The organism is Bradyrhizobium sp. CCBAU 51745 (assembly GCF_028128715.1).
Classification (GTDB): Bacteria; Pseudomonadota; Alphaproteobacteria; order Rhizobiales; family Xanthobacteraceae; genus Bradyrhizobium; species Bradyrhizobium manausense.
The window spans coordinates 59,815-80,505 of sequence record NZ_LBJP01000004.1 but is presented as its reverse complement, the minus strand read 5'-3'; the positions used below and the strand labels follow the sequence as shown (position 1 = coordinate 80,505).

General features: G+C 63.8%; 19 protein-coding genes. 11 read left to right on the top strand and 8 right to left on the bottom strand.

Features of this window, described 5'->3' with window-relative positions; genetic code table 11:
* Positions 1-384: 384 nt before the first annotated feature.
* The gene (lepB, locus tag XH98_RS05545; RefSeq protein WP_333931563.1) at positions 385-1,428 is read left to right on the top strand and encodes a signal peptidase I; all 1,044 of its coding nucleotides are present in this window, start codon (positions 385-387) and stop codon (positions 1,426-1,428) included.
* Between the two features lie 28 nt (positions 1,429-1,456).
* On the opposite strand, the gene XH98_RS05540 is transcribed toward lepB, so the two are convergent.
* The 3 genes from XH98_RS05540 to XH98_RS05530 form a co-directional block, all read right to left on the bottom strand.
* Positions 1,457-2,074 carry a hypothetical protein gene (locus XH98_RS05540; protein ID WP_271597018.1) on the bottom strand — a complete coding sequence of 206 codons (618 nt, stop codon included), beginning with the start codon at positions 2,072-2,074 and terminating at the stop codon, positions 1,457-1,459.
* Between the two features lie 173 nt (positions 2,075-2,247).
* A complete protein-coding gene (gene groL / locus XH98_RS05535; RefSeq protein ID WP_220002647.1) occupies positions 2,248-3,888 on the bottom strand; it encodes a chaperonin GroEL in 1,641 nt (546 codons plus the stop codon).
* A 46-nt stretch (positions 3,889-3,934) separates the two neighbouring features.
* The gene (locus XH98_RS05530) at positions 3,935-4,249 is read right to left on the bottom strand and encodes a co-chaperone GroES (protein WP_057740880.1); all 315 of its coding nucleotides are present in this window, start codon (positions 4,247-4,249) and stop codon (positions 3,935-3,937) included.
* A gap of 408 nt (positions 4,250-4,657) precedes the next feature.
* On the opposite strand from XH98_RS05530, the gene XH98_RS05525 reads away from it, so the two are divergent.
* From XH98_RS05525 to XH98_RS05515, 3 genes are all read left to right on the top strand, one after another.
* The gene (locus XH98_RS05525; protein ID WP_271597017.1) at positions 4,658-4,945 is read left to right on the top strand and encodes an usg protein; all 288 of its coding nucleotides are present in this window, start codon (positions 4,658-4,660) and stop codon (positions 4,943-4,945) included.
* A 167-nt stretch (positions 4,946-5,112) separates the two neighbouring features.
* Positions 5,113-5,640, top strand: coding sequence for a cupin domain-containing protein (locus XH98_RS05520; protein ID WP_271618031.1), 528 nt, complete (start codon positions 5,113-5,115; stop codon positions 5,638-5,640).
* A 388-nt stretch (positions 5,641-6,028) separates the two neighbouring features.
* Positions 6,029-7,243 carry a rhomboid family intramembrane serine protease gene (locus XH98_RS05515; RefSeq protein WP_271618030.1) on the top strand — a complete coding sequence of 405 codons (1,215 nt, stop codon included), beginning with the start codon at positions 6,029-6,031 and terminating at the stop codon, positions 7,241-7,243.
* Positions 7,244-7,359: 116 nt separating this feature from the next.
* On the opposite strand, the gene XH98_RS05510 is transcribed toward XH98_RS05515, so the two are convergent.
* Positions 7,360-8,610 carry a NupC/NupG family nucleoside CNT transporter gene (locus XH98_RS05510; RefSeq protein ID WP_271618029.1) on the bottom strand — a complete coding sequence of 417 codons (1,251 nt, stop codon included), beginning with the start codon at positions 8,608-8,610 and terminating at the stop codon, positions 7,360-7,362.
* A gap of 158 nt (positions 8,611-8,768) precedes the next feature.
* Between XH98_RS05510 and XH98_RS05505 the strand changes: the two genes are divergently transcribed.
* The 7 genes from XH98_RS05505 to XH98_RS05475 all read left to right on the top strand — a co-directional run bounded on the left by XH98_RS05505 (position 8,769) and on the right by XH98_RS05475 (position 16,948).
* The gene (locus tag XH98_RS05505) at positions 8,769-10,007 is read left to right on the top strand and encodes an MFS transporter (RefSeq protein WP_271618028.1); all 1,239 of its coding nucleotides are present in this window, start codon (positions 8,769-8,771) and stop codon (positions 10,005-10,007) included.
* A gap of 201 nt (positions 10,008-10,208) precedes the next feature.
* Positions 10,209-11,093, top strand: coding sequence for an AraC family transcriptional regulator (locus XH98_RS05500; protein ID WP_271618027.1), 885 nt, complete (start codon positions 10,209-10,211; stop codon positions 11,091-11,093).
* A 217-nt stretch (positions 11,094-11,310) separates the two neighbouring features.
* On the top strand, positions 11,311-12,384 hold the full coding sequence (locus XH98_RS05495; protein WP_271618026.1) for an ABC transporter substrate-binding protein: 1,074 nt from the start codon (positions 11,311-11,313) through the stop codon (positions 12,382-12,384).
* 62 nt (positions 12,385-12,446) lie between these two features.
* Positions 12,447-13,271, top strand: coding sequence for an ATP-binding cassette domain-containing protein (locus tag XH98_RS05490; RefSeq protein ID WP_057740892.1), 825 nt, complete (start codon positions 12,447-12,449; stop codon positions 13,269-13,271).
* Positions 13,268-14,524: a sugar ABC transporter permease gene (locus tag XH98_RS05485; RefSeq protein WP_271618025.1), complete on the top strand. Its 1,257-nt coding sequence runs from the start codon at positions 13,268-13,270 to the stop codon at positions 14,522-14,524. The genes XH98_RS05490 and XH98_RS05485 overlap by 4 nt, the downstream gene beginning before the upstream one ends.
* A 25-nt stretch (positions 14,525-14,549) precedes the next feature.
* Complete coding sequence (locus XH98_RS05480; protein ID WP_220002638.1) at positions 14,550-15,278, top strand: SDR family oxidoreductase; 729 nt, start codon at positions 14,550-14,552, stop codon at positions 15,276-15,278.
* Between the two features lie 50 nt (positions 15,279-15,328).
* On the top strand, positions 15,329-16,948 hold the full coding sequence (locus XH98_RS05475) for an FGGY-family carbohydrate kinase (RefSeq protein WP_271618024.1): 1,620 nt from the start codon (positions 15,329-15,331) through the stop codon (positions 16,946-16,948).
* Between the two features lie 110 nt (positions 16,949-17,058).
* On the opposite strand, the gene XH98_RS05470 is transcribed toward XH98_RS05475, so the two are convergent.
* From XH98_RS05470 to XH98_RS05455, 4 genes are all read right to left on the bottom strand, one after another.
* Positions 17,059-17,817 carry an SDR family oxidoreductase gene (locus XH98_RS05470; RefSeq protein WP_057740898.1) on the bottom strand — a complete coding sequence of 253 codons (759 nt, stop codon included), beginning with the start codon at positions 17,815-17,817 and terminating at the stop codon, positions 17,059-17,061.
* A 25-nt stretch (positions 17,818-17,842) separates the two neighbouring features.
* Positions 17,843-18,601, bottom strand: a complete 759-nt coding sequence (locus XH98_RS05465; RefSeq protein ID WP_057740901.1) for a proteasome-type protease — start codon at positions 18,599-18,601, stop codon at positions 17,843-17,845.
* Positions 18,602-18,790: 189 nt separating this feature from the next.
* The gene (locus tag XH98_RS05460; protein WP_271597009.1) at positions 18,791-19,639 is read right to left on the bottom strand and encodes a transglutaminase family protein; all 849 of its coding nucleotides are present in this window, start codon (positions 19,637-19,639) and stop codon (positions 18,791-18,793) included.
* 106 nt (positions 19,640-19,745) lie between these two features.
* A complete protein-coding gene (locus XH98_RS05455; RefSeq protein ID WP_057740903.1) occupies positions 19,746-20,690 on the bottom strand; it encodes an alpha-E domain-containing protein in 945 nt (314 codons plus the stop codon).
* Position 20,691: the final 1 nt, after the last annotated feature.

Genomic DNA, 20,691 nt, shown 5'->3' with positions numbered 1-20,691 from the left:
GCGCGCCTCTTGGCGCGAGCCCGGAATCCATTGATCCGCGTCTTCATGCCGTAGCCCGGATTGCGCTGCGCTCCATCAGGGCTCCGGTTGCCATCGGGCCTGACGCGAAGTTCTGTACAACCGCACTCCAGAGTAGCGCCGCGCCTGCGTGGCTGCTACGCAGGCTTTCGGCAAGTGCTGGCGGGCGGAGTTGGAATGTCGGGCGCAGGATCAAACGATGGGACGGGAAGATTGTCTCCTCTTTTGACGATATGGTGGAGACCGCGGCGGACAATCCGGGACGTTGTCTCCCGAGCTCCCAGCCGTTCGGTGCTCCTTTTCGCTGCGCTTGGAGGTGTTGCGACCGCTGTCGCAGGATTGTTGAATGTGGGCCTCGAGCGGTCTTTGGCCGACTGGCGTGTCCTCCTTCTGTGCCTTGTTGCCGGCGCTCCTCTCAGTATCGCGAATCTCTATATCGGTGCTTGGGTTGCTGCGGGCGTGGGGCGGATCTTGGGTGGGGTCGCGTCGGCAGCGAAGCTGCGCACCGTGTTCGCGTGGGGAATGTTGCCGACAATCGTGGCTGGTGTTTTGGCTATGGCCGGCGCAGTTGGGCTCCGCCTCACCAGCGGTCCGGCAGAGCTACCTGCGGCACTTGGGCTTGCGATCGGCCTTTTCAGCCTTTGGTCACTTGTGATGACGCTGCTAATGCTCGGCAGCGTCGAAGGATTCGGTTTCTTTCGCAGCCTCGTAACCTATGGCGTATCCGCGCTCTGCTTGCCAGCGGTCATCGCGCTCCTGATCAGAACCCTTCTGTTTCAACCGTTCAGCATTCCGTCGGGATCCAATATCCCCACCATGCTGCCCGGCGACTACGTTTTCGCCAACAAATTTGCCTATGGCTACAGTCGTTTTTCATTGCCGTTCGGGATGGCGTCGTTCCCGGGTCGCCTGTTCGCCACGGAGCCTGCGCGCGGCGACGTGGTTGTCTTTCGGCTGCCGAAGGATGAGCGGACCGACTACGTCAAGCGCATCGTGGGGTTGCCCGGCGATCGCATCCAGATCAAGGATGGCGAGCTCCTGATCAACGGAACGGCCGTGCAACGCGAGCGATTGCGTGACGCCCTTGAGGAAGGCGCCTGCGGCGAGGCGCTGAGCTATGCCAAGCGTTGGCGCGAGGTGTTGCCGAATGGGGTGAGCTACGAGACGCTCGACTGTGTCGACAATGGTTACTTCGATAACACCCCGACCTACACTGTGCCACCAGGACATCTGTTCATGCTCGGCGATAACAGAGATAATTCGACTGACAGCCGCGTGATGTCGGCCATCGGCTTCGTCCCGATCGACAATGTCGTTGGGCGCGTGAGCATGATCTTCTTCTCGCGCACAACAGCCGAGCCGGGCGCATCAAGCATCCGGTATGAGCGAATCGGCAAGATGGTGCGGTGAGACCCGGCTGTCATTCCGCGGTCGCACGTCAGTCGCCAATCTCTTTCAGAATGGCCTTTGCGTTTGCACAGGCTTCGTCGGTATCGCCGAAGCGACAGGATTTCGCCATAAGGCGCCGCGCCCGGTCGTGGTTCCTCTCGATGCCGATACCTCTGGTCAGGTGAAAGCCCATCATCGTGCAGGCCCACGGATCGTCCCGGCCGCATGCCAGTTCATAGGTTCGAATGGGGCAGGCATAGTCGCCACTGTCTTCCATGCTCGCGGCAACATTCGTGCAGCCTGAAGCAACGCCGAGCTTACAGGCTCTCAGAAATAGCGCATCGGAGAGTGGTCCGGTCTTGATCGTCCGCTGGACGACGAGTGCGGCCGAGTAGCAGTCGCCCGCATGGCCCGTGCGGCAGCGATCGAGACACTGCTCCACTGCGGCGGTGCATTCCTCGATGGAAAAAGCAGGCGCGCCTGCGTCTGCTGGCATGGCGTCGGCGGGACATTGCTCGGCTCGCTGCAGCCAATCCGGCCATGTCCCGGCCATCTTCCCGATCACCTCGTTGCTGTCTGACGCACCTGCGGGCATTGGCACGAACAGGCCCACGGCGATGACGCTGATAAGGGCTGCCAGCAGCGGAAAGATCATACGGCGCGACATTGCAATTCTCGTCAGGGCTCCGCGTAAGGCTAGCCGAGGTGATCAGAACGATACTCGCCGGAATTGTAGTTTTGGTTGCAGACCGCCACAAGACGCAGCGTCGGGCCGCCGCGTCCAAAACAAAAACCCCGGCATCGCTGCCGGGGTTTCGCAAGTCTTGAGGTGGTTGGACCTTAGAAGTCCATGCCGCCCATGCCGCCGCCCGGGGGCATTGCGGGGCCGGCGCCGCCCTTCTTGGGCAGCTCGGCGACCATGGCTTCCGTGGTGATCAGGAGCGCCGCCACCGAGGCTGCGTTCTGGATCGCGGTACGGACCACCTTGGTCGGGTCGATGATGCCCTTCTTGACGAGGTCGGCATATTCGCCGGTCTGGGAATCGAAGCCGTAATTGTAGGCCTTGTTCTCCAGGATCTTGCCGACGATCACCGAGCCGTCTTCACCGGCGTTGATCGCGATCTGGCGAGCGGGAGCCGACAGCGCCTTGCGCACGATCTCGACGCCGGTCTTCTGGTCGTCGTTCTTGGTGCGCAGGCCCTTGAGCTGCTCGGAAGCACGGAGCAGGGCGACGCCGCCGCCCGGGACGATGCCTTCCTCGACAGCCGCGCGGGTCGCATGCATCGCGTCATCAACGCGATCCTTGCGCTCCTTCACCTCGACCTCGGTCGCGCCGCCGACGCGGATCACCGCGACGCCGCCAGCGAGCTTGGCGAGACGCTCCTGGAGCTTCTCACGATCGTAGTCCGAGGTGGTCTCCTCGATCTGCGCCTTGATCTGGGCCACGCGCGCCTCGATGTCGGCCTTCTTGCCGGCGCCGTTGACGATCGTGGTGTTCTCCTTGTCGATCATCACCTTCTTGGCGCGACCGAGCATGTTGAGCGTGACGTTCTCGAGCTTGATGCCGAGATCTTCCGAGATCGCCTGGCCACCGGTCAGGATCGCGATGTCCTGCAGCATGGCCTTGCGGCGATCGCCGAAGCCCGGAGCCTTGACGGCCGCGACCTTCAGGCCGCCGCGCAGACGGTTCACGACCAGGGTCGCGAGCGCTTCACCTTCGACGTCTTCGGCGACGATGACCAGCGGCTTGCCGGTCTGCACCACGGCCTCGAGCAGCGGCAGCAGTTCGTTCAGCGAGGAGAGCTTCTTCTCGTTGATGAGGATGTAGGCGTCGTCCATCTCAACGCGCATCTTGTCGGCGTTGGTGACGAAGTAGGGCGAGATGTAGCCGCGATCGAACTGCATGCCCTCGACGACGTCGAGCTCGGTCTCGAGCGACTTGGCTTCCTCGACGGTGATGACACCCTCGTTGCCGACCTTCTTCATGGCGTCGGAGAGGAACTTGCCGATCTCCTGGTCGCCGTTCGCCGAGATGGTGCCGACCTGGGCGATCTCGTCGTTCGAGGTGACCTTCTTGGAGTTCTTCTGCAGGTCCGCAACCACAGCCTCGACCGCGAGGTCGATACCGCGCTTGAGGTCCATCGGGTTCATGCCGGCGGCAACCGACTTGGCGCCTTCCTTCACGATCGCCTGGGCCAGCACGGTGGCGGTGGTGGTGCCGTCGCCGGCCGCGTCAGCGGACTTGGAGGCGACTTCGCGCACCATCTGCGCGCCCATGTTCTCGAACTTGTCCTCGAGCTCGATCTCCTTGGCGACGGTGACGCCGTCCTTGGTGATGCGGGGAGCGCCGAACGACTTGTCGAGCACGACGTTGCGGCCCTTCGGGCCGAGCGTGACCTTCACCGCGTTGGCGAGAACGTCGACGCCGCGCAGCATCTTGTCGCGCGCTTCAACCGCGAATTTGACTTCTTTGGCTGCCATCTGGAATTTTCCTTAGGAATGTTGATTGGAGGGAGGAGAGGGGCTCTTAAGCCGCCTTCTTCTTGGACTCGGTGACCTCGAGAACGCCCATCACGTCGCTCTCCTTCATGATCAGCAGGTCCTGGCCGTCGATCTTGACTTCGGTGCCGGACCACTTGCCGAACAGCACGCGGTCGCCGACCTTCAGGTCGATCGGAACCAGCTTGCCAGCCTCGTCGCGGCCACCCGGGCCGACGGCAACGACTTCACCCTGGGAGGGCTTTTCCTTGGCAGTGTCGGGAATGATGATGCCGCCGGCGGTCTTCTCTTCTGCGTCGATGCGCTTGACCACGACGCGGTCGTGAAGCGGACGGAATTTCATGCAGTCCTCCTAAGCATTTGCACGAGTTGAGGATTTCAAGATGTTAGCAGTCTGTGCCAGTGAGTGCCAGCACAGGTGCAGCTGAAATAGGACAGGAATTTTGCGGGGGCAAGGGCTTCTAGCAGAAAATTCGGCACTCTGAAGGCCCAAGTGCCAGAAACCTTTCCCATCGTTAACCGATTTCGGAGCGCCTTTTCGAGGGCGCCGTGATGACCGTGGTGACCGTATTAGCACGGTGCCCGCTCTGCTGCTAACGCATTGAATTTCAACAGCTTGTTAAACTTTTGGGCTTGAGATGGATTGTCAGTTTGCGTCACATTTCTCTCATGTGAGCGCATCGTTTCCGGGTGGCTCCCGGGGCACGGATCAAGCCACCCCCTGTATGCGCTCCTGCAAAGGAGGTTTGGCATGGGACTGCGCGTTGGGGGCGTTTCCGAGGACTTCAGGAAACAGATGCTGGGCTACGGGCTGACAACGGCCCAAATTCTCTACCGGATGCCGGATCATCCGTCATTGCTCCAGACTTACGTCTGGCAGAACTACGACATGTTCCCGAAATTCCCGGCGCTGACCGATTTCCTGGCGTTCTGGACCGAGAAGCTCGACGGCCCGCTGCATTCGGTGACCGTCGCGCACTCCAAGCTGATCAAGCCGGCCGAGCTGCGCGCGATCGACGGCGTGTTCCGGTTGAATTGAGATAGAGCACCGCTCTTGTAGGGTGGGCAAAGGCGCGCCCTTCGCGCGCCGTGCCCACCATCTCTCTCCGTGATCACATGCAGAACGTGGGCACGCTTCGCTTTGCCCACCCTACGAAATCTGTTTCCGTGCTAGCCTCTCGTCATAACAACACCGGGAGGCCGCCCATGGCCAAGACAACAAAATCGCGCAGCGCAGCCCAGACTGTGGGGAAGAAACGAAGCGCCGCCAAGTCCGCCGCACGATCCTCCGCGCGCAAGGTGGTGAAATCAAAAGCCCGCACGGCCGCTGCGAAAAAACCCGCCCGCCCCAAGCAGCGCATCGCCATCAGCCATCACCGCGAGGAAGATTTCAAAGCCGACGGCCTGCGCGCCTACGCCAAGTACCGCGATCTCGGCATCGCCAACGCGACCCACGGCCTCGCGCAGGCGCACGTCATCCGCCTGCAAGGCCCCTGCGATCCCGCCGAGGTGTCGAAACTGCACTTCCACGACGTCGACTTCCAGATGGTCTATGTGCTCAAGGGCTGGGTGAAGACCTACATGGATGGGCAAGGCGAGACGATGATGCAGCAAGGCAGCGCCTGGACCCAGCCGCCGAAGATCAAGCACATGATCTTGGATTATTCTGACGATGTGGAGCTGCTGGAAGTGATCTTGCCGGCGGAGTTCAGGACGGTGGAGTTGAAGGCGTAGGCTTTCTCCTCGTCATTGCGAGGAGCGCTTGCGACGACTTGTCCGCCGAAGCCTCTGGCGAAGGCGGAAGCAATCCAGGCTGTTTCCGCGGATACATTTCTGGATTGCTTCGCTCCGCTCGCAATGACGACGGAAAGAGCTTGCTTCGTAGCCCGGATGGAGTGGAGCGAAATCCGGGAAAGCCTCTCCGCGGTGAGTGTGGTCTCGCATTGCGCTGCACTTCATCCGGGCTACGGCATGCGCCGACACAATCCCTAAAAAGCCCCAGATCCGCGAAACCGGGCCGTTACCAGTCCGACCAATTCACCAGCCCCTATCGCAGCCCGCTAACCCGATCGAAAATATCCCTGGCGTCAACTCAAGGCTGTGACACCAGGGACATGCTTTGATGGCGACCAATAGTTTTGGCCGGCGCGGCGTCGTGGCGCCACCTTCGAGAGCCTCGTTTCAATCCGTCGCCACGCCGGCCGCTCCCGCGGTCATGCGGGACGACGATGAGTCCGCGAGTGAGAGCTCGCTTTTTCGCGACAACAAGTTTCTCTCCGATATCCCTTTCCTCACAATCGGCCTGATTTTCTGTCTGATGGTGATCTTCGCGCTGCAACGGAGTCTCGCCGTCGACATGGGGCGGGACGGCTCACTCGATGTCCGCTCGCTGATCGCACAGGGCGCGTCCGGCTACGATCTGGTTGTCGGGAAAAACGAGTGGTGGCGGATTGGCCTTGCGCCGCTTCTGCATGGCAGCCAGTGGCACCTCATAGGCAATTGCGTTGCGCTGTTCATCGTCGGCGTCAGGCTAGAGAGCCTGATCGGCCGTGGCTGGTTTTCGCTGATCTTTGTTGCCAGTGCGCTGGCCGGCGAGGCCGGCTCGCTGCTGGGCAATGGCTCGGGCACGGTCGGCGTCGGCGCGTCAGGCGCCATTACCGGGCTCATCGCCGCGCTGTTCGTTGCGAGCTTCGAGCCCGAGGCGGACGCCGAGACGACGATGTCGCGACTGAAGACGTCGCTCTTCTTCGGTGTTCCGGCACTGCTGCCGCTGGCCTTTGGCGCCTCCGGCAACGTCAACTATTATGCGCATGCAGGCGGTGCGGTAGCTGGTGCCGCGCTTGCCATCACGCCGTGGATCGCTTTCTGGTCCTATGACAGCCTGCCGCGAAGCGCTGGCATGGTGTTGCTCGGAGGATTTGTGGGATCCCTGATTTGCGCCGGCTTCGCCGCCATTCACTATCGGTCCTACATGGCCGATGCCGGGCAGTATATCCGCGCGTCGGAAATGCCGGCGGGCACGCGCGAGATGGCCGGCCGTTCCGCTGATTTCGTCAACCGCTATCCGAAGGACCCGCGCGCTCACCTGTTCCGTGCGATTTACTTCGCTGAACGGAACAGCCTCAGTGCCGCCGAGGCGGAAGTGCAAACCGCGATGTCGCTCGCTGCGTCGGATGTGGCGGGCGGTCCGGTGCGATCGGTGGCGCGGGCCTTGCTGGCGCAATTGCTGCTCGCGCGGGGACGGACCACCGAGGCGAAGGCCATGGCGGCCGAGGTGTGCCGCGCCAAGCTGGGTGACGTGCGACGGCTCCTGGAGCAGTCGAAATTGTGCGGTTGAGGTGGAGGCTCTCTCCTCGTCATTGCGAGGAGCCCTTGCGACGACGCAATCCAGACTGCCCCCCGCGGGAAAATTCTGGATTGCTTCGCTTCGCTCGCAATGACGAGCGGACAGACCTACGTCAACACCCCGACCACCGCGCCCATCAGGCACGTCGTCAGCGTCCCCGATACGATCGACTTCAACCCCAGCGCGTTGATCTCCTCGCGCCGCTCCGGCGCCATCACGCCGAGGCCGCCGATCATGATGCCGAGGCTGGCGAAATTGGCGAAGCCGCACATCGCATAGAGCATGATCAGGCGCGAGCGCGGATCGAGCGTATCGGGCGGCAGCTTCGAGAAGTCGACATAGGCGACGAGCTCGTTGAGCACGGTCTTGGTGCCCATCAGGCTGCCGGCGGTGATCGCCTGGTCCCAGGGCAGTCCCATCAGCCAGCACACCGGCGCCATGATCAATCCCAGCACCCGCTGCAGCGAGATCGCGGCGCCCCCCACGGCAGGCAATAGCCCCAGCACCGCATTGGCGAGATAGACCAGCGCCACCAGCACCAGCAGCATCGCGACGATGTTGATCAACAGCTCGATGCCGGCGCTGGTGCCCTTCACGATCGCATCCATGGTGCCGGAGACCGCCATCTCCGGATCCTCGAGCGCGCCGCCGGTGCGCTTGTCCGACGTCTCGGGGATCATGATCAGGCTGACCAGGATCGCGGCCGGCGCGCCCAGCACGGAGGCGATGACGAAATGCGCCGCTGCGTCAGGAATGAGAGGCGCAAGCAGCGTCGCATAGAGCACCAGCACGGTGCCGGCGATGCCGGCCATGCCGCCGGTCATCACCAGAAACAATTCGCTGCGCGACATCTGCGAAAGATACGGCCGCACGAACAGCGGCGCCTCGACCATGCCGAGGAAGATGTTGGCGGCGGTGGAGAGCCCGACCGCGCCGCCGACGCCCAGCGTGCGCTCCAGCAGCCAGGCCATGCCGCGCACAACAGGCGGCAGCACCCGCCAGTAGAACAGCAGCGTCGTCAGCACGCTCATGACCAGCACGATCGGCAGCGCCTGGAACGCCAGGATGAAATCGGCGCCCGGCACCTTCAGCTCGAAGGGCAGGGTGCCGCCGCCGACATAGCCGAACACGAAGGAGGAGCCGGCGCGCGAGGCCGCCGAGATGGCGCCGACCGCGTCGTTGATGGCCCCGAAAGCGTGCGCCACGAAAGGTACCTTCAAAAGCACGATCGCGGTGACGAAGGTGACGACGAGGCCGATCAGCGCCTGGCGCAACGAGACCGCGCGGCGATTCTCCGCGAGTGCGAAGGCGATCAGCAGCAATGCGAAAACGCCGAGTGTCGATTGCAGCCGCAGCATGATGTCCCCAAACCCTCAATCATTATGGCCGCGCCTGCGTTGCAAACGCAATGCCGGGAATGGTGCGGGCCGTCCTGCTGTTGACATCCGGGTCCCGGTCAGCCACCCCCGGCGCGTCGATATCAAGGGCCGATCGTCCGCGCGTGACCGAACAGGCGATGCCAGAGCAGTCAGGATCCGTCAGTCCGCCGGCCACCGCCGGTGAGCTCCTCCGCCATCCCGCCTTCCTGTTTTTCCTGCTCGCCCGCAGCCTGTCGCGCTTTTCCAGCCAGATCGCGGCGGTCGCGATCGGCTGGCAGATCTATGATCTCACCGGCTCGGCCTTCGACCTCGGCATGGTCGGGCTGGTGCAGTTCGCGCCCACCGCGCTTCTGGTGTTCGTCGCCGGCCACGCCGCCGACTGTTTCGAGCGCAAGCGCGTGGTCCAGCTCTGCCAGCTCGTGGAAGCCGCCACCGCGCTCTATCTCGCTGTCATCACCTATCTCGGCGCGGTCAGCGAAGTGCAGATCTTCATCGCGACCTTCGTGCTCGGCATTGCCGGCGCCTTCGAAAGCCCGACCACCGCGGCGCTGCTGCCGCTGATCGCGCCGCAGGGCTCGCTCCAGCGTGCGACGGCGGTCGCGAGCGGGGCGGCCCAGGTCGCGACCATCACCGGGCCTGCGCTCGGCGGCTTTGCCTACGCGATCGCACCGCATCTCGCCTACACCGTGATGCTGCTGTTCTGGGTCTTCGGGATGATCCTGACCGGCTTCATCCAGCCGCGTCCGCAGGCGGTCGCCAGGCAAGGAACGGAGGAGGACAATATCTTTGCCGGCGTCCGCTTTATCAGGAGCAATCCGGCGATCCTCGGCACCATCTCGCTCGACCTGTTCGCCGTGCTGTTCGGCGGCGTCACCGCGCTGTTGCCGATCTATGCCCGCGACATCCTCCAGACCGGCCCGGTCGGGCTCGGCGTGCTCCGGGCTGCGCCCGCGGTCGGCGCGCTGCTGATGACCATGGTGCTGGCGCGCCACGCCATCTCCAGGCATGTCGGCCTGCGCATGTTCCAGGCGGTGATCGTGTTCGGCATCGCCACGATCGTGTTTGCGCTGTCGTCCTGGATGTGGCTGTCGGTGTTGTCGCTCGCGATCCTCGGCGCCGCCGACACGATCAGCGTCGTGATCCGCTTCTCGCTGGTGCAGCTGGCGACCCCCGACGAGATGCGCGGCCGCGTCGGCGCGGTCAACTTCCTGTTCATCAACGCCTCGAACCAGCTCGGCCAGTTCGAGAGCGGCCTGACGGCAGCCCTGTTCGGCGCCATGCCGGCGGCCGTGCTCGGCGGCGTCTGCACGGTTGCCGTGGCGCTGCTCTGGATGAAGCTGTTTCCGAGCCTGCGGAAGGTGGAGAACCTGGAGTAGGGAAGCCCGTCGAAGCCTGAAGGCATATTGCAGCGCCCACCGAACGAATGTCAAAAGAGTATCGGTTCGGCATCTGAATCGTGGTGGCGGCAGCGGCGGTCACCCGATACGGTTCCGAGCAATAGAGAGAGCTGAGCCAAATTCAGCCATCGGGTCCGAGCCCAGACGTTTACAAACCGGGCCGGCCAGGAGGGAACGGATATGGAACCAGACCTGGAAGTCGTCCAGATACGGCGCGGCGAGTCGTTCAAGGCTTGGTCGCACGGGTATCCCTTCCACACGGTCAGGTGGCACTTTCATCCGGAATACGAGATCCATCAGGTCGTCGCGACCAGCGGTCGCTACTTCGTTGGCGATTTCATCGGCCAGTTCGAGCCGGGCAACCTCGTGCTCACGGGACCCAACTTGCCGCATAATTGGGTGAGCGACCTGCCGGCGGACATGACCATCCCGCTGCGCGGACGCATCATCCAGTTCAGCGAAGAATTCATTGGCGACACGATGAGGCTGATGCCTGAGCTGTCGGGTCTCGGCGCGCTGCTGGAATCCTCCCGGCGCGGCGTCCTTTTTGCCGGCAGCACGAGCAAGGAGCTTGCCCCGCTGATGGAGGAGATCGTGGCGGCGAAGGGCGTGCGCCGGATCGAACTTTTCATGATGATCCTGGGGACGCTCTCCCGCGCCCGTGGTGCACTGCCGCTGTCCAGCCCGAACTATTTGCCCGACCCGTCCGGCTACATGTCGGCGGGGATGAACAAGGCGCTCGCCTTCATCCGCGAGAACCTCACGCAGCCGTTCAGCGAAGCCGATCTCGCCGCGATCGCGGGCCAGTCGCAAAGCGCGTTCTCTCGCTCGTTCCGCCGGCACACGGGGATGTCGCTGGTGCAATATGTTAAGCGGCTCCGCATCAATCTCGCCTGCCAGATCCTGATGAGCGACGAACACGCGTCCATCACCGACATCTGCTTCCAGGTCGGCTTCAACAATCTCTCCAATTTCAATCGCCAGTTCCTGGCCGAGAAGGGCATGCCGCCTTCGCGCTTCAGGCGGTTGCTGGCGGACAACATCAACGCGGCACGCGCCGCCTAACCGGGAGGAGCAAGGGAGGAGGACGATTACGGGAAGAATGACGCGGGCGCGCCGACGGCGGCCTGCGAAGGAGATCGTCTGTCCGAAAATTCCGCGTGGCTTCGGAGGCTGTCGGCGCTGACCGCCGTTCTCATCCGGCTGCGGAAGCAGGGATGGCTTGTCTCCAAGACATCAACGAGCAGCACTTTAACACCCAGTTTCCGAAAGGGAAGTCCGAATGACAAAGCCCTCGCTCAAGACTATTTGCTCGGCCGCTCTCGCCCTGTCGCTACTCGGCGCAACGGCCATGTCCTCGCGTGCCGCGGAGGTGAAGGATGCAACCGTCGCGTTCCTGATGCCCGACCAGGCCTCAACCCGCTACGAACAGCACGACTATCCAGGCTTTGCTGCCGAGATGAAGAAGCTCTGCGCCAGCTGCAAGGTCGTCTACCAGAATGCCAGTGCGGACGCCGCGCGCCAGCAACAGCAGTTCAACTCGGTGATCTCGCAGGGCGCCAAGGTGATCGTGCTCGATCCGGTCGACTCGGCCGCCGCCGCTTCGCTGGTGAAGATGGCACAGTCCCAGGGCATCAAGGTGATCGCCTATGATCGCCCGATCCCGGACGCCAAGGCCGACTTCTACGTCTCCTTTGACAATGAAGGCATCGGCAAGGCCATCTCGGAATCGCTGGTCAAGCATCTGAAGGACGCCAAGGTCACGCCGAAGGAAGGTGAGGGCGTGCTCCAGATCAACGGATCGCCTACCGATGCCGCCGCGGGACTCATCAAGAAGGGCATCCACGCGGGCCTGGACAACAGCGGCTATCCGATCCTCGCCGAATACGACACGCCGGACTGGGCGCCGCCCAAGGCGCAGCAATGGGCGAGCGGCCAGGTCACCCGCTTCGGCAAGAAGATCCTTGGCGTCGTCGCTGCCAACGACGGTACGGGCGGTGGCGCGATTGCCGCGCTCAAGGCCGCCGGTGTCGAGCCGGTGCCGCCGGTGACGGGCAACGATGCGACGATCGCCGCGCTTCAGCTCATCATCGCCGGCGATCAGTACAACACGATCTCCAAGCCCAGCGAGATCGTTGCAGCCGCCGCGGCCCAGGCGGCGGTGGAGTTCCTCTCGGGCGGCACGCCCAAGTCGGAAACCACGCTCTTTAATACGCCATCAAAGTTGTTCATTCCGGCTGTCGTGACCGAGCAGAACCTGAAGGCGGAGATCATCGACAAGAAGATCCAGACCGCCGATCAGCTCTGCACCGGCCGATATGCTGCCGGATGCAAGAAGCTCGGCATCACGCAGTGAGCGAAGCAGCGTCCCGGCCGCTCAATGCGGCCGGGACGAACGAAGAGAAAGCGTAAGCGGACATGTCCACGATTCCGGATGTCGACCACCCGCAGGAGGGGCCAGGCAAGCTGGTGCTGAGGCTTCGCGGCATTTCGAAGAATTTCGGCGCGGTGTCCGCCCTTGCCGATGTCGACCTCGACGTCCATGCCGGCGAGGTCGTGGCGCTTGTCGGTGACAACGGCGCCGGGAAGTCCACGCTGGTGAAGATTCTGGCCGGCGTGCACCAGCCTACGTCCGGGACGATCGACTTCGATGGCGAACAGGTCGTCCTGTCCGATCCGGCCACGGCGCTCGGCCTCGGCATCGCCACCGTCTTCCAGGATCTGGCGCTCTGCGAGAACCTCGACGTGGTCGCCAATATCTTCCTCGGCCGCGAGCTCAATCCTGTCAGGCTCGATGAGGTGTCCATGGAGATCCGGGCCTGGACGTTGCTCAACGAATTGTCGGCCCGCATTCCGAGCGTGCGCGAACCCGTCGCGTCGCTGTCTGGCGGGCAGCGCCAGACCGTGGCGATCGCGCGCTCGCTGCTGACCGAGCCGAAGCTCATTCTGCTCGACGAGCCGACCGCAGCGCTCGGCGTCGCGCAGACCGCAGAGGTGCTCGACCTGATCGAGCGCGTGCGCGCCCGCGGCCTCGGTGTCATCGTGATCAGTCACAACATGGAGGACGTGCGCGCCGTTGCCGACCGCATCGTGGTGCTGCGCCTCGGCCGCAACAACGGCGAGTTCGGACCCGATGTGTCCAACCAGGATCTGGTCACGGCCATCACGGGGGCCGACGAGAATTCGGTCTCCCGGCGTGCCAGCCGACGCGGCGCGGAGCCGTCGCGGGAGGTGCTGATATGACCGACGACACGCAACGGGTCTCGACCGCGCGGTTGCTGGACCGTCGCGACGAGCGCGTCGCGCATGCTGATACGCTCCGCGGCACGATCGGCGCCTTTGTCGACCGCGTGCGATCGGGCGACCTCGGCTCTCTGCCGGTGGTGGTCGGCCTCTTGATCATCTGCACCGCATTCCAGAGCCTCAACCCGGTCTTCCTGGCGCCTGACAATCTGGTCAATCTGCTGTTCGATTGCTCGACCGTAGGCGTGATCTCGCTCGGCATCGTTTGTATCCTGATGGTCGGCGAGATCGACCTCTCTGTCGGCTCGGTGAGTGGCTTCTCCTCTGCGTTGATCGGCGTGCTCTGGGTCAACCAGGATTGGCCTGTGGCGGTGGCTGTTATCGTGGCGCTGGTGCTGGGCGCCTCGATCGGCGCCCTCTATGCCTTCCTGTTCAATCGGCTGGGTATGCCGAGCTTCGTCTCGACGCTGTCAGGCCTGTTGGCATGGCTCGGCCTGCAACTCTATCTGCTCGGCTCGTCCGGCTCGATCAACCTTCCTTATGGATCGCCGCTGGTCAATTTCGGGCAGATGCTGGTCATGCCGCCGATCGTATCCTACACGCTGGCGGCACTTGCCGGCGTGGTCGTGTTCGCGACCGGCTACCGCATGGCCGCGCGCAGGCGCGCGGCGGGACTGTCTGCAAGCACGCTCGGCCACCTCCTGCTGAAGGCTGCGCTTGTTGTCATCGTGCTCGAATTCATCGTCTACTATCTCAATCTCGCGCGTGGCGTCCCGTGGATGTTCGGCCTGTTCGTCGGCTTGTGCGTGGTCATGAACTACGCGCTGAAGCGGACCAAATGGGGCCGCTCGATGAGCGCGGTCGGAGGCAATCGCGAGGCCGCCCGTCGTGCCGGCATCAATGTTCGCCGGATCTATGCAAGCGCCTTCATGCTGTGCTCCACGCTCGCGGCCGCCGGCGGTATCCTCGCCGCCGCCAGGCTCGCATCGTCCAGCCAGCAGGCTGGCACGGGCGACGTGAACCTCAACGCCATCGCAGCCGCGGTCATCGGCGGCACCAGCCTGTTTGGGGGGCGCGGCAGCGCCTATTCCGCACTGCTCGGCATCATCGTCATCCAGTCGATTGCCAGCGGCCTCACGCTGCTCGATCTCTCATCGTCGCTTCGGTACATGATCACCGGCGCCGTGCTTGCCGTTGCGGTCATCGTCGACTCGCTCGCACGACGCTCGCGTGTCTCCCATGGCCGAGCCTAAACAAACTCCAACAAGAGGACCGACCGTGGGCCAGGAACTTGCAGGAAAAGTTGCCGCCATCACCGGTGCCGCCTCTGGCATCGGTCTCGAATGCGCCAGGACGATGATCGAATCTGGTGCGCGTGTCGTGCTGGTCGATCGGGCAGAGGAGGCGCTGAACAAGGTCTGTTCCGAGCTTGGCGAGAACGCGATCCCGCTGCGTATCGACCTCACTGATCACGCGAGCATGGCATGCATGATGCCGCAAGTGCTGGAAAAAGTGGGCCGGCTCGACATCTTCCATGCCAATGCCGGTACCTATGTCGGCGGCGAGGTGCTTGGCGGCGACCCCGACGCGTGGGACCGCATGCTCAACCTCAACGTCAACGCGCTGTTTCGCTCCATCCACGCGGTGCTGCCGCACATGGTAGAGCGCAAGAGCGGTGACATCATCGTCACCAGTTCGATCGCCGGTCTCGTTCCCGTGGTCTGGGAGCCGATCTACACCGCCTCGAAACATGCCGTGCAGGCCTTTGTCCATACCGTGCGTCGGCAGGTCGCGAAATATGGCCTGCGCGTCGGCGCCGTGGCGCCGGGCCCGGTCGTGACCGCGCTCATCAGCGACTGGCCGAAGGAGAAGCTCGACGCAGAGATGGCGGCAGGGGGCCTCATCCAGCCCACGGAAGTAGCGCAGGCGGTGCTCTTCATGTTGACCCGTCCGAGAAACGTCACGATCCGCGACCTCGTGATCCTGCCGCAGAGCAACGATCTCTAGCGCTTTCGCATCTGCGATCTGAACGTTGCTTCATGGTGAGGGTCTCCGCGATGACGCGTCATTTTCTGGGTATCGACGTCGGCACGGGCAGTGCGCGAGCCGGAATCTTTGATCGCTCCGGCAGGCTTGTCGCCACCGACAGGGCCGACATCACGCTTTGGCGCGAGGCTGGCGATATTGTCGAGCAATCGAGCGAGGACGTCTGGCGCGCCGTATGCCGCAGCGTGCGCGGCGCGGTCGGAAAGGCCGGCATCGCGCCTGACAGTATTGCCGGAATTGGTTTTGACGCGACCTGCTCGCTGGTGGTGCTAGGCAGTGGCGGCGCGCCGCTTGCCGTGGGTCCGTCCGGCGATCCGGCCCGCAATATCATCGTATGGATGGACCACCGCGCCGTCGATCAAGCGCGCCGGATCAACCGCACTGGCGCGAAAGTTTTGGACTATGTCGGGGGGACGATCTCACCCGAGATGGAGACGCCGAAACTGCTATGGCTTGCCGAGAACATGCCGCGCAGCTTTGCGGACGCCTGGCAGTTCATGGACCTGACCGATTTCCTGACCTGGCGCGCAACGGGGAGCCTTGCTCGCTCCACCTGCACCGTCACGTGCAAGTGGACTTATCTCGGCCACGAAGACCGCTGGGACGCCAACTTCTTTCGTGCGATCGGACTCGGCTCGCTGGCGGACGAGCAGTTTCGTCGGATCGGCACCGAGATCGTGCCCGGCGGGACACGGCTCGGCGCCGGCCTGACGGCGGAGGCCGCGAGCGACCTTGGCCTGATGTCGGGTACATCAGTTGCGGCAGGTCTCATCGACGCCCATGCCGGCGGTGTCGGCACGGTAGGCGCCCGCGGAGCTGCCGGGACGGTACTCACGCGCATGGCCTACGTGTTCGGAACGTCCGCCTGCACCATGACAACAACGACGGAGCCGACGTTCGTTCCCGGCGTTTGGGGGCCTTATTTCTCGGCCATGGTGCCGCGACTATGGCTCAATGAGGGCGGACAGTCAGTCGCCGGTGCAGCCATTGACCATCTCATCCAGATGCATCCCTATTCCGCGCAGGCCACAGAGGCGGCAGGTCAGGATCAGCGGTTGCCCTCCGACTGGCTCGCTTCGGAAGTGGAGGTGCGCGGCGGTGCGGGGATGATCAAGGAATTGGTCGGCGAACTTCATGTCGTGCCGGAATTTCTCGGCAACCGCGCGCCCTTCGCCGATCCCGATGCGCGCGCGCTGATCGCTGGACTGGATATGCGCGCGGACCTGGAGAGCTTGCTCGCCCTCTATCTTGCCGGCCTGTGTGGCCTTGGTTACGGCGCGAGGCAGATCGTGCGCGCCCAGCAGGACAAAGGCATCGCCATCGATACGATCGTCGTCAGCGGAGGCGCGGCCCAGAGCCGCCTGGTGCGGCAGGTGCTCGCCGATACGACCGGCTTGACCGTTGCTGCTTCGGCATCCCCCGAGCCCGTGTTGCTCGGCTCCGCGATGCTGGGGGCGGTTGCGTCCGGCGATCACGTGAGCGTTGCGGAGGCGATGGAGGTGATGTCGGCTCTGGGAGAAATACATACGCCCCACGCAGCCCTGGCAGGCTGGAACGAGAAGCGCTTCGCAGCCTTCGAGGCCTTGCAGCAGGTCGGCCGATCAATCCGTGCGGGGCGGGCGGATGTTTGAGCGCCCGCAACGACGATTGTTGAGATAGCGCGCGGACTTGCGTCGCGTCACCCCGGCAGGAGACGCCTTCCGGCGTCTACTGTGCATGGGGTTGTTTTCGCAGTTTGGCGCTAGCCCCGCCCCACGAACGGCATCTTGGTCGCCATGACGGTCATGAACAGCACGTTGGCATCGAGCGGCAGGCCGGCCATGTAGGCGACGGCATCGCCGACCGCCTTCGCGTCCATGCGCGGCTCGTGCTTGGTGGTGCCGTCCGGCTGCAGCACGCCGGGGCCGTTGACCATGCGATCGGTCATCGGGGTCGCGGCATTGCCGATGTCGACCTGGCCGACCGCGATGTCATACATGCGGCCGTCGAGGTTGCTGGCCTTGGTGAGACCGGTGATGGCGTGCTTGGTCGAGGTGTAGGCCGCCGAGAACGGCCGCGGCGCATGCGCCGAAATCGAGCCGTTGTTGATGATGCGGCCGCCGCGCGGGCTCTGGTCCTTCATGATGCGGAAGGCGTGCTGGGTGCACAGGAACGGGCCGGTGAGGTTGGTGTTCACCACCGCCTGCCACTGCTCGAGGCTGAGGTCCTCGAAATTGACGGCGGGCGCGCCCATGCCGGCATTGTTGAACAGCACGTCGAGGCGGCCATAGGTCGCCTTCACCTTGTCGAACAGAGCTGCGATGGAGTCAGGCTTGGTCATGTCGGCGGTGACGCAGAGGCTCTTGCCCGCGGGGCCGAGCTTGGCGGTCTCCTCGAGCATCTCCAGGCGGCGGCCGGCGAGCACCACGGTGAAGCCGGTGTTCATCAGCGCCAGTGCCGCCGCGCGTCCGACACCGGTGCCAGCACCCGTCACCAGGGCGATCTTTTTTGCTTCACTCATCGTTTCCTGCCTTTTCTTTCTGTTGTCAGGTTTTGGGTTCTTTTTCGTTCTTGTAAGGCGGCCGCGGAATGTTCTGATGCGCGGCGCGGAGCGCCGCCGACCAGCGCGAGCGCAGGTCGTGGAAATAGGGCTCGCCCGCCTCGATGCGGTGGTTGAGATCGGCCTCGCAGGCGTCCGTGCGCACCACCAGCACGTCGATGGGAAGGCCGACGCCGAGATTCGAGCGCATGGTCGAATCCATCGAGATCAGGCCGGTCTTCAGCGCCTCGTAGAGCTCGACGTCGTAATGCATGGCGCGGTCAAGCACCGGCTTGCCGTATTTGTGCTCGCCGATCTGCAAGTAGGGCGTGTCGGTGGTGCACTCGATGAAATTGCCGGCGGTGTAGACCATGAACAGCCGCATGCGCGCGCCCTTGATCTGGCCTCCGAACAGGAAGGAGACGTCGAAGGAGACGTCCTCGGACTTCAGCGCCGGCCCTTCGGTCGCGTGCACGGCCCGGATCGCCCGGCCGATACGCTGGGCGGCCTGGAACATGGTCGGCGCGTTCATCAGCGTCTCGATCTCGCCCGTGTTGGGGTCTTCGAGGCCTTCGGTCAGCGTGGACAGCACCGACTGGCTGATGGCGAGGTTGCCGGCACTGGCGATCGCCATGATGCGGTCGCCGGGCTTGGAGAAGATATGCAGCTTGCGGAAGGTCGAGACATTGTCGAGGCCGGCATTGGTGCGGGTGTCGGCGATCATCACCAGACCGTCCCGAACCAGGATTCCGCAGCAATAGGTCATTTCCAGTCCCCGAACGCGTTTGCGCGGACTTACTAGCCAATTTCGCCGCCCGCTCCAACCCCCGATTCCCGGGGGATGGCTGTCATTCCGGGGCGCACGTAAGCGCGAAATCCGGAATCCATCTCTCCTCCAACTCCGCGGCCCGATGGATCCCGGGTTCGATGCGTCGCATCGCCCCGGAATGACAATCTATCCCTGCCGCTGCGACTGTGATTGCGACTGCCCGCCGCGGCCGGCCTGCTCGACCTTGACCGCGACGGTCAGCGTCTCCGCGCCGCCGCCGTAACGGGTGCCGCGCACGGGGGCCGCGCCGAGATAGTCGAGCCCGATTGCGACGCGGACATGGGCATCGGTCGTGCAGATGCTGTTGGCGGGATCGAAGCCGACCCAGCCGAGATCAGGAACATAGGCTTCAGCCCAGGCGTGGCCGGCGTCCTGATGCACGGTGCCGTCGGAGCGCAGGAAATGCCCGGACACGAAGCGCGCCGGCACGCCGCCGGTGCGGGCGCAGGCGATGAAGATATGCGCATAATCCTGGCAGACGCCGCGTTTCAGCGTGAACGCTTCGGCGGCCGAGGTGCCGCTGTTGGTCGGATCCTCGTCGAAAGTCATGTGATCGCTGATCTCGCTCATCAGCGTGTGCAGGAAGCCGAGCGTGTCGCTCTCGGCCTCGCTGCGCAACTGACGCGCGACCGCCGCCATCGCCGGATTGACGGTCGTCAGGTCGGTGGTGCGCAGGAACATGTCGGCGGGAAAGCGTTCGTCGGCACCGCGCAACACCCCGCCGGTGTCGTGGGTTTCGATCAGACCTTCGGCGGTGATCCGGATGTCGCTGACGGGCCCGCAGGACAGCACATGGGTGACGTTGCCGAACGCGTCCTCGTGCATGTCGAGCTTGGTGTCGGTGGAGACGTCGATCTGCCATTCCGCCACATATTGCCCGTCATGGCTGCACGGGGTCATGCGCAGGATCTGGATCACGCTCGTCGCCGCCGGCTCGTAGCGATAGGTCGTGGTGTGCTGGATTCGCAGGCGCATGGTGGACCGTTTTTCTTGCGTCATTCCGGGGCGGTGCGCAGCACCGAACCCGGAATCTCGAGATTCCGGGTTCGCCCTTCGGGCGCCCCCGGAATGACGGCGTATGTCAAATCAAATACTGCTTCGTGATGATTTCGCCCAGCCTGGAATTGTCTGCGATGAATTCCTGAATGAATTCATGCACGCCATGCTGGAAAATGTCGTTCATGTTGCTGTGTTCGAGCCGGTTGCGGATGCCGCGGGCGTGGCGCTGGGCCGGGCCCTGGCGGCCATAGGCGACGCCGATCTGGTCGAGATTGCGCACGAGATTCTCGTAGCAGCTCGCCAGCGAGCGCGGCAGCGTGCCGTTGAGGATGAGCAGGTCCGCGACCAGCCACGGCTTCAGCGTCTCGCGATAGACCCAGTGATAGGCCGTCAACGCGGAGACCGAGCGCAGGATCGAGCTCCACTGATAAAAGTCGAGCGGGCCGCCGACATGCTCCTCCTCCGGCAGCAGCACGTGATACTTCACGTCGAGAATGCGCGCGGTGTTGTCGGCGCGCTCCAGATGCAGGCCGAGGCGGGAGAACCAGTAGGCGTCGTTGCGCAGCATCGTCCGGTAGGCCGAGCCGTCGAAACGCAGCGAGGTCTCCTGCACGAAGCGCAGGAACTTTGCGAGCTCTTCGCGGGTCGAGGTGCCCTTGCTCCAGACCTCCTGCAACTCGATCCAGGCCGAGTTGATGGTGTCCCACATCTCGCTGGTCAGCGCCGTGCGCACCGAGCGCGAATTCAGCCGCGCCGCCTCGATGCAGTTCCTGATCGAGGAGGGATTGTCGGCCGAGAACGAGAGGTAGTCGACGACGTTGTGCTCGTTGGCCTCCTCATGGGTCTGATAGAAGCTCTCCGCGACGCCGGCGGTGAGCAGGGCGGAATCCCATTCGTTGGTCTTGCCGATATAGGTTGCGGGAAGGGCGGTGACGCGCAGGGTCGCATCGATGGTGCGTGCGAGGTATTCGGCCCGTTCGACATAGCGGGCGAGCCAGTAGAGGTTTTCGGCGGTACGCGACAGCATC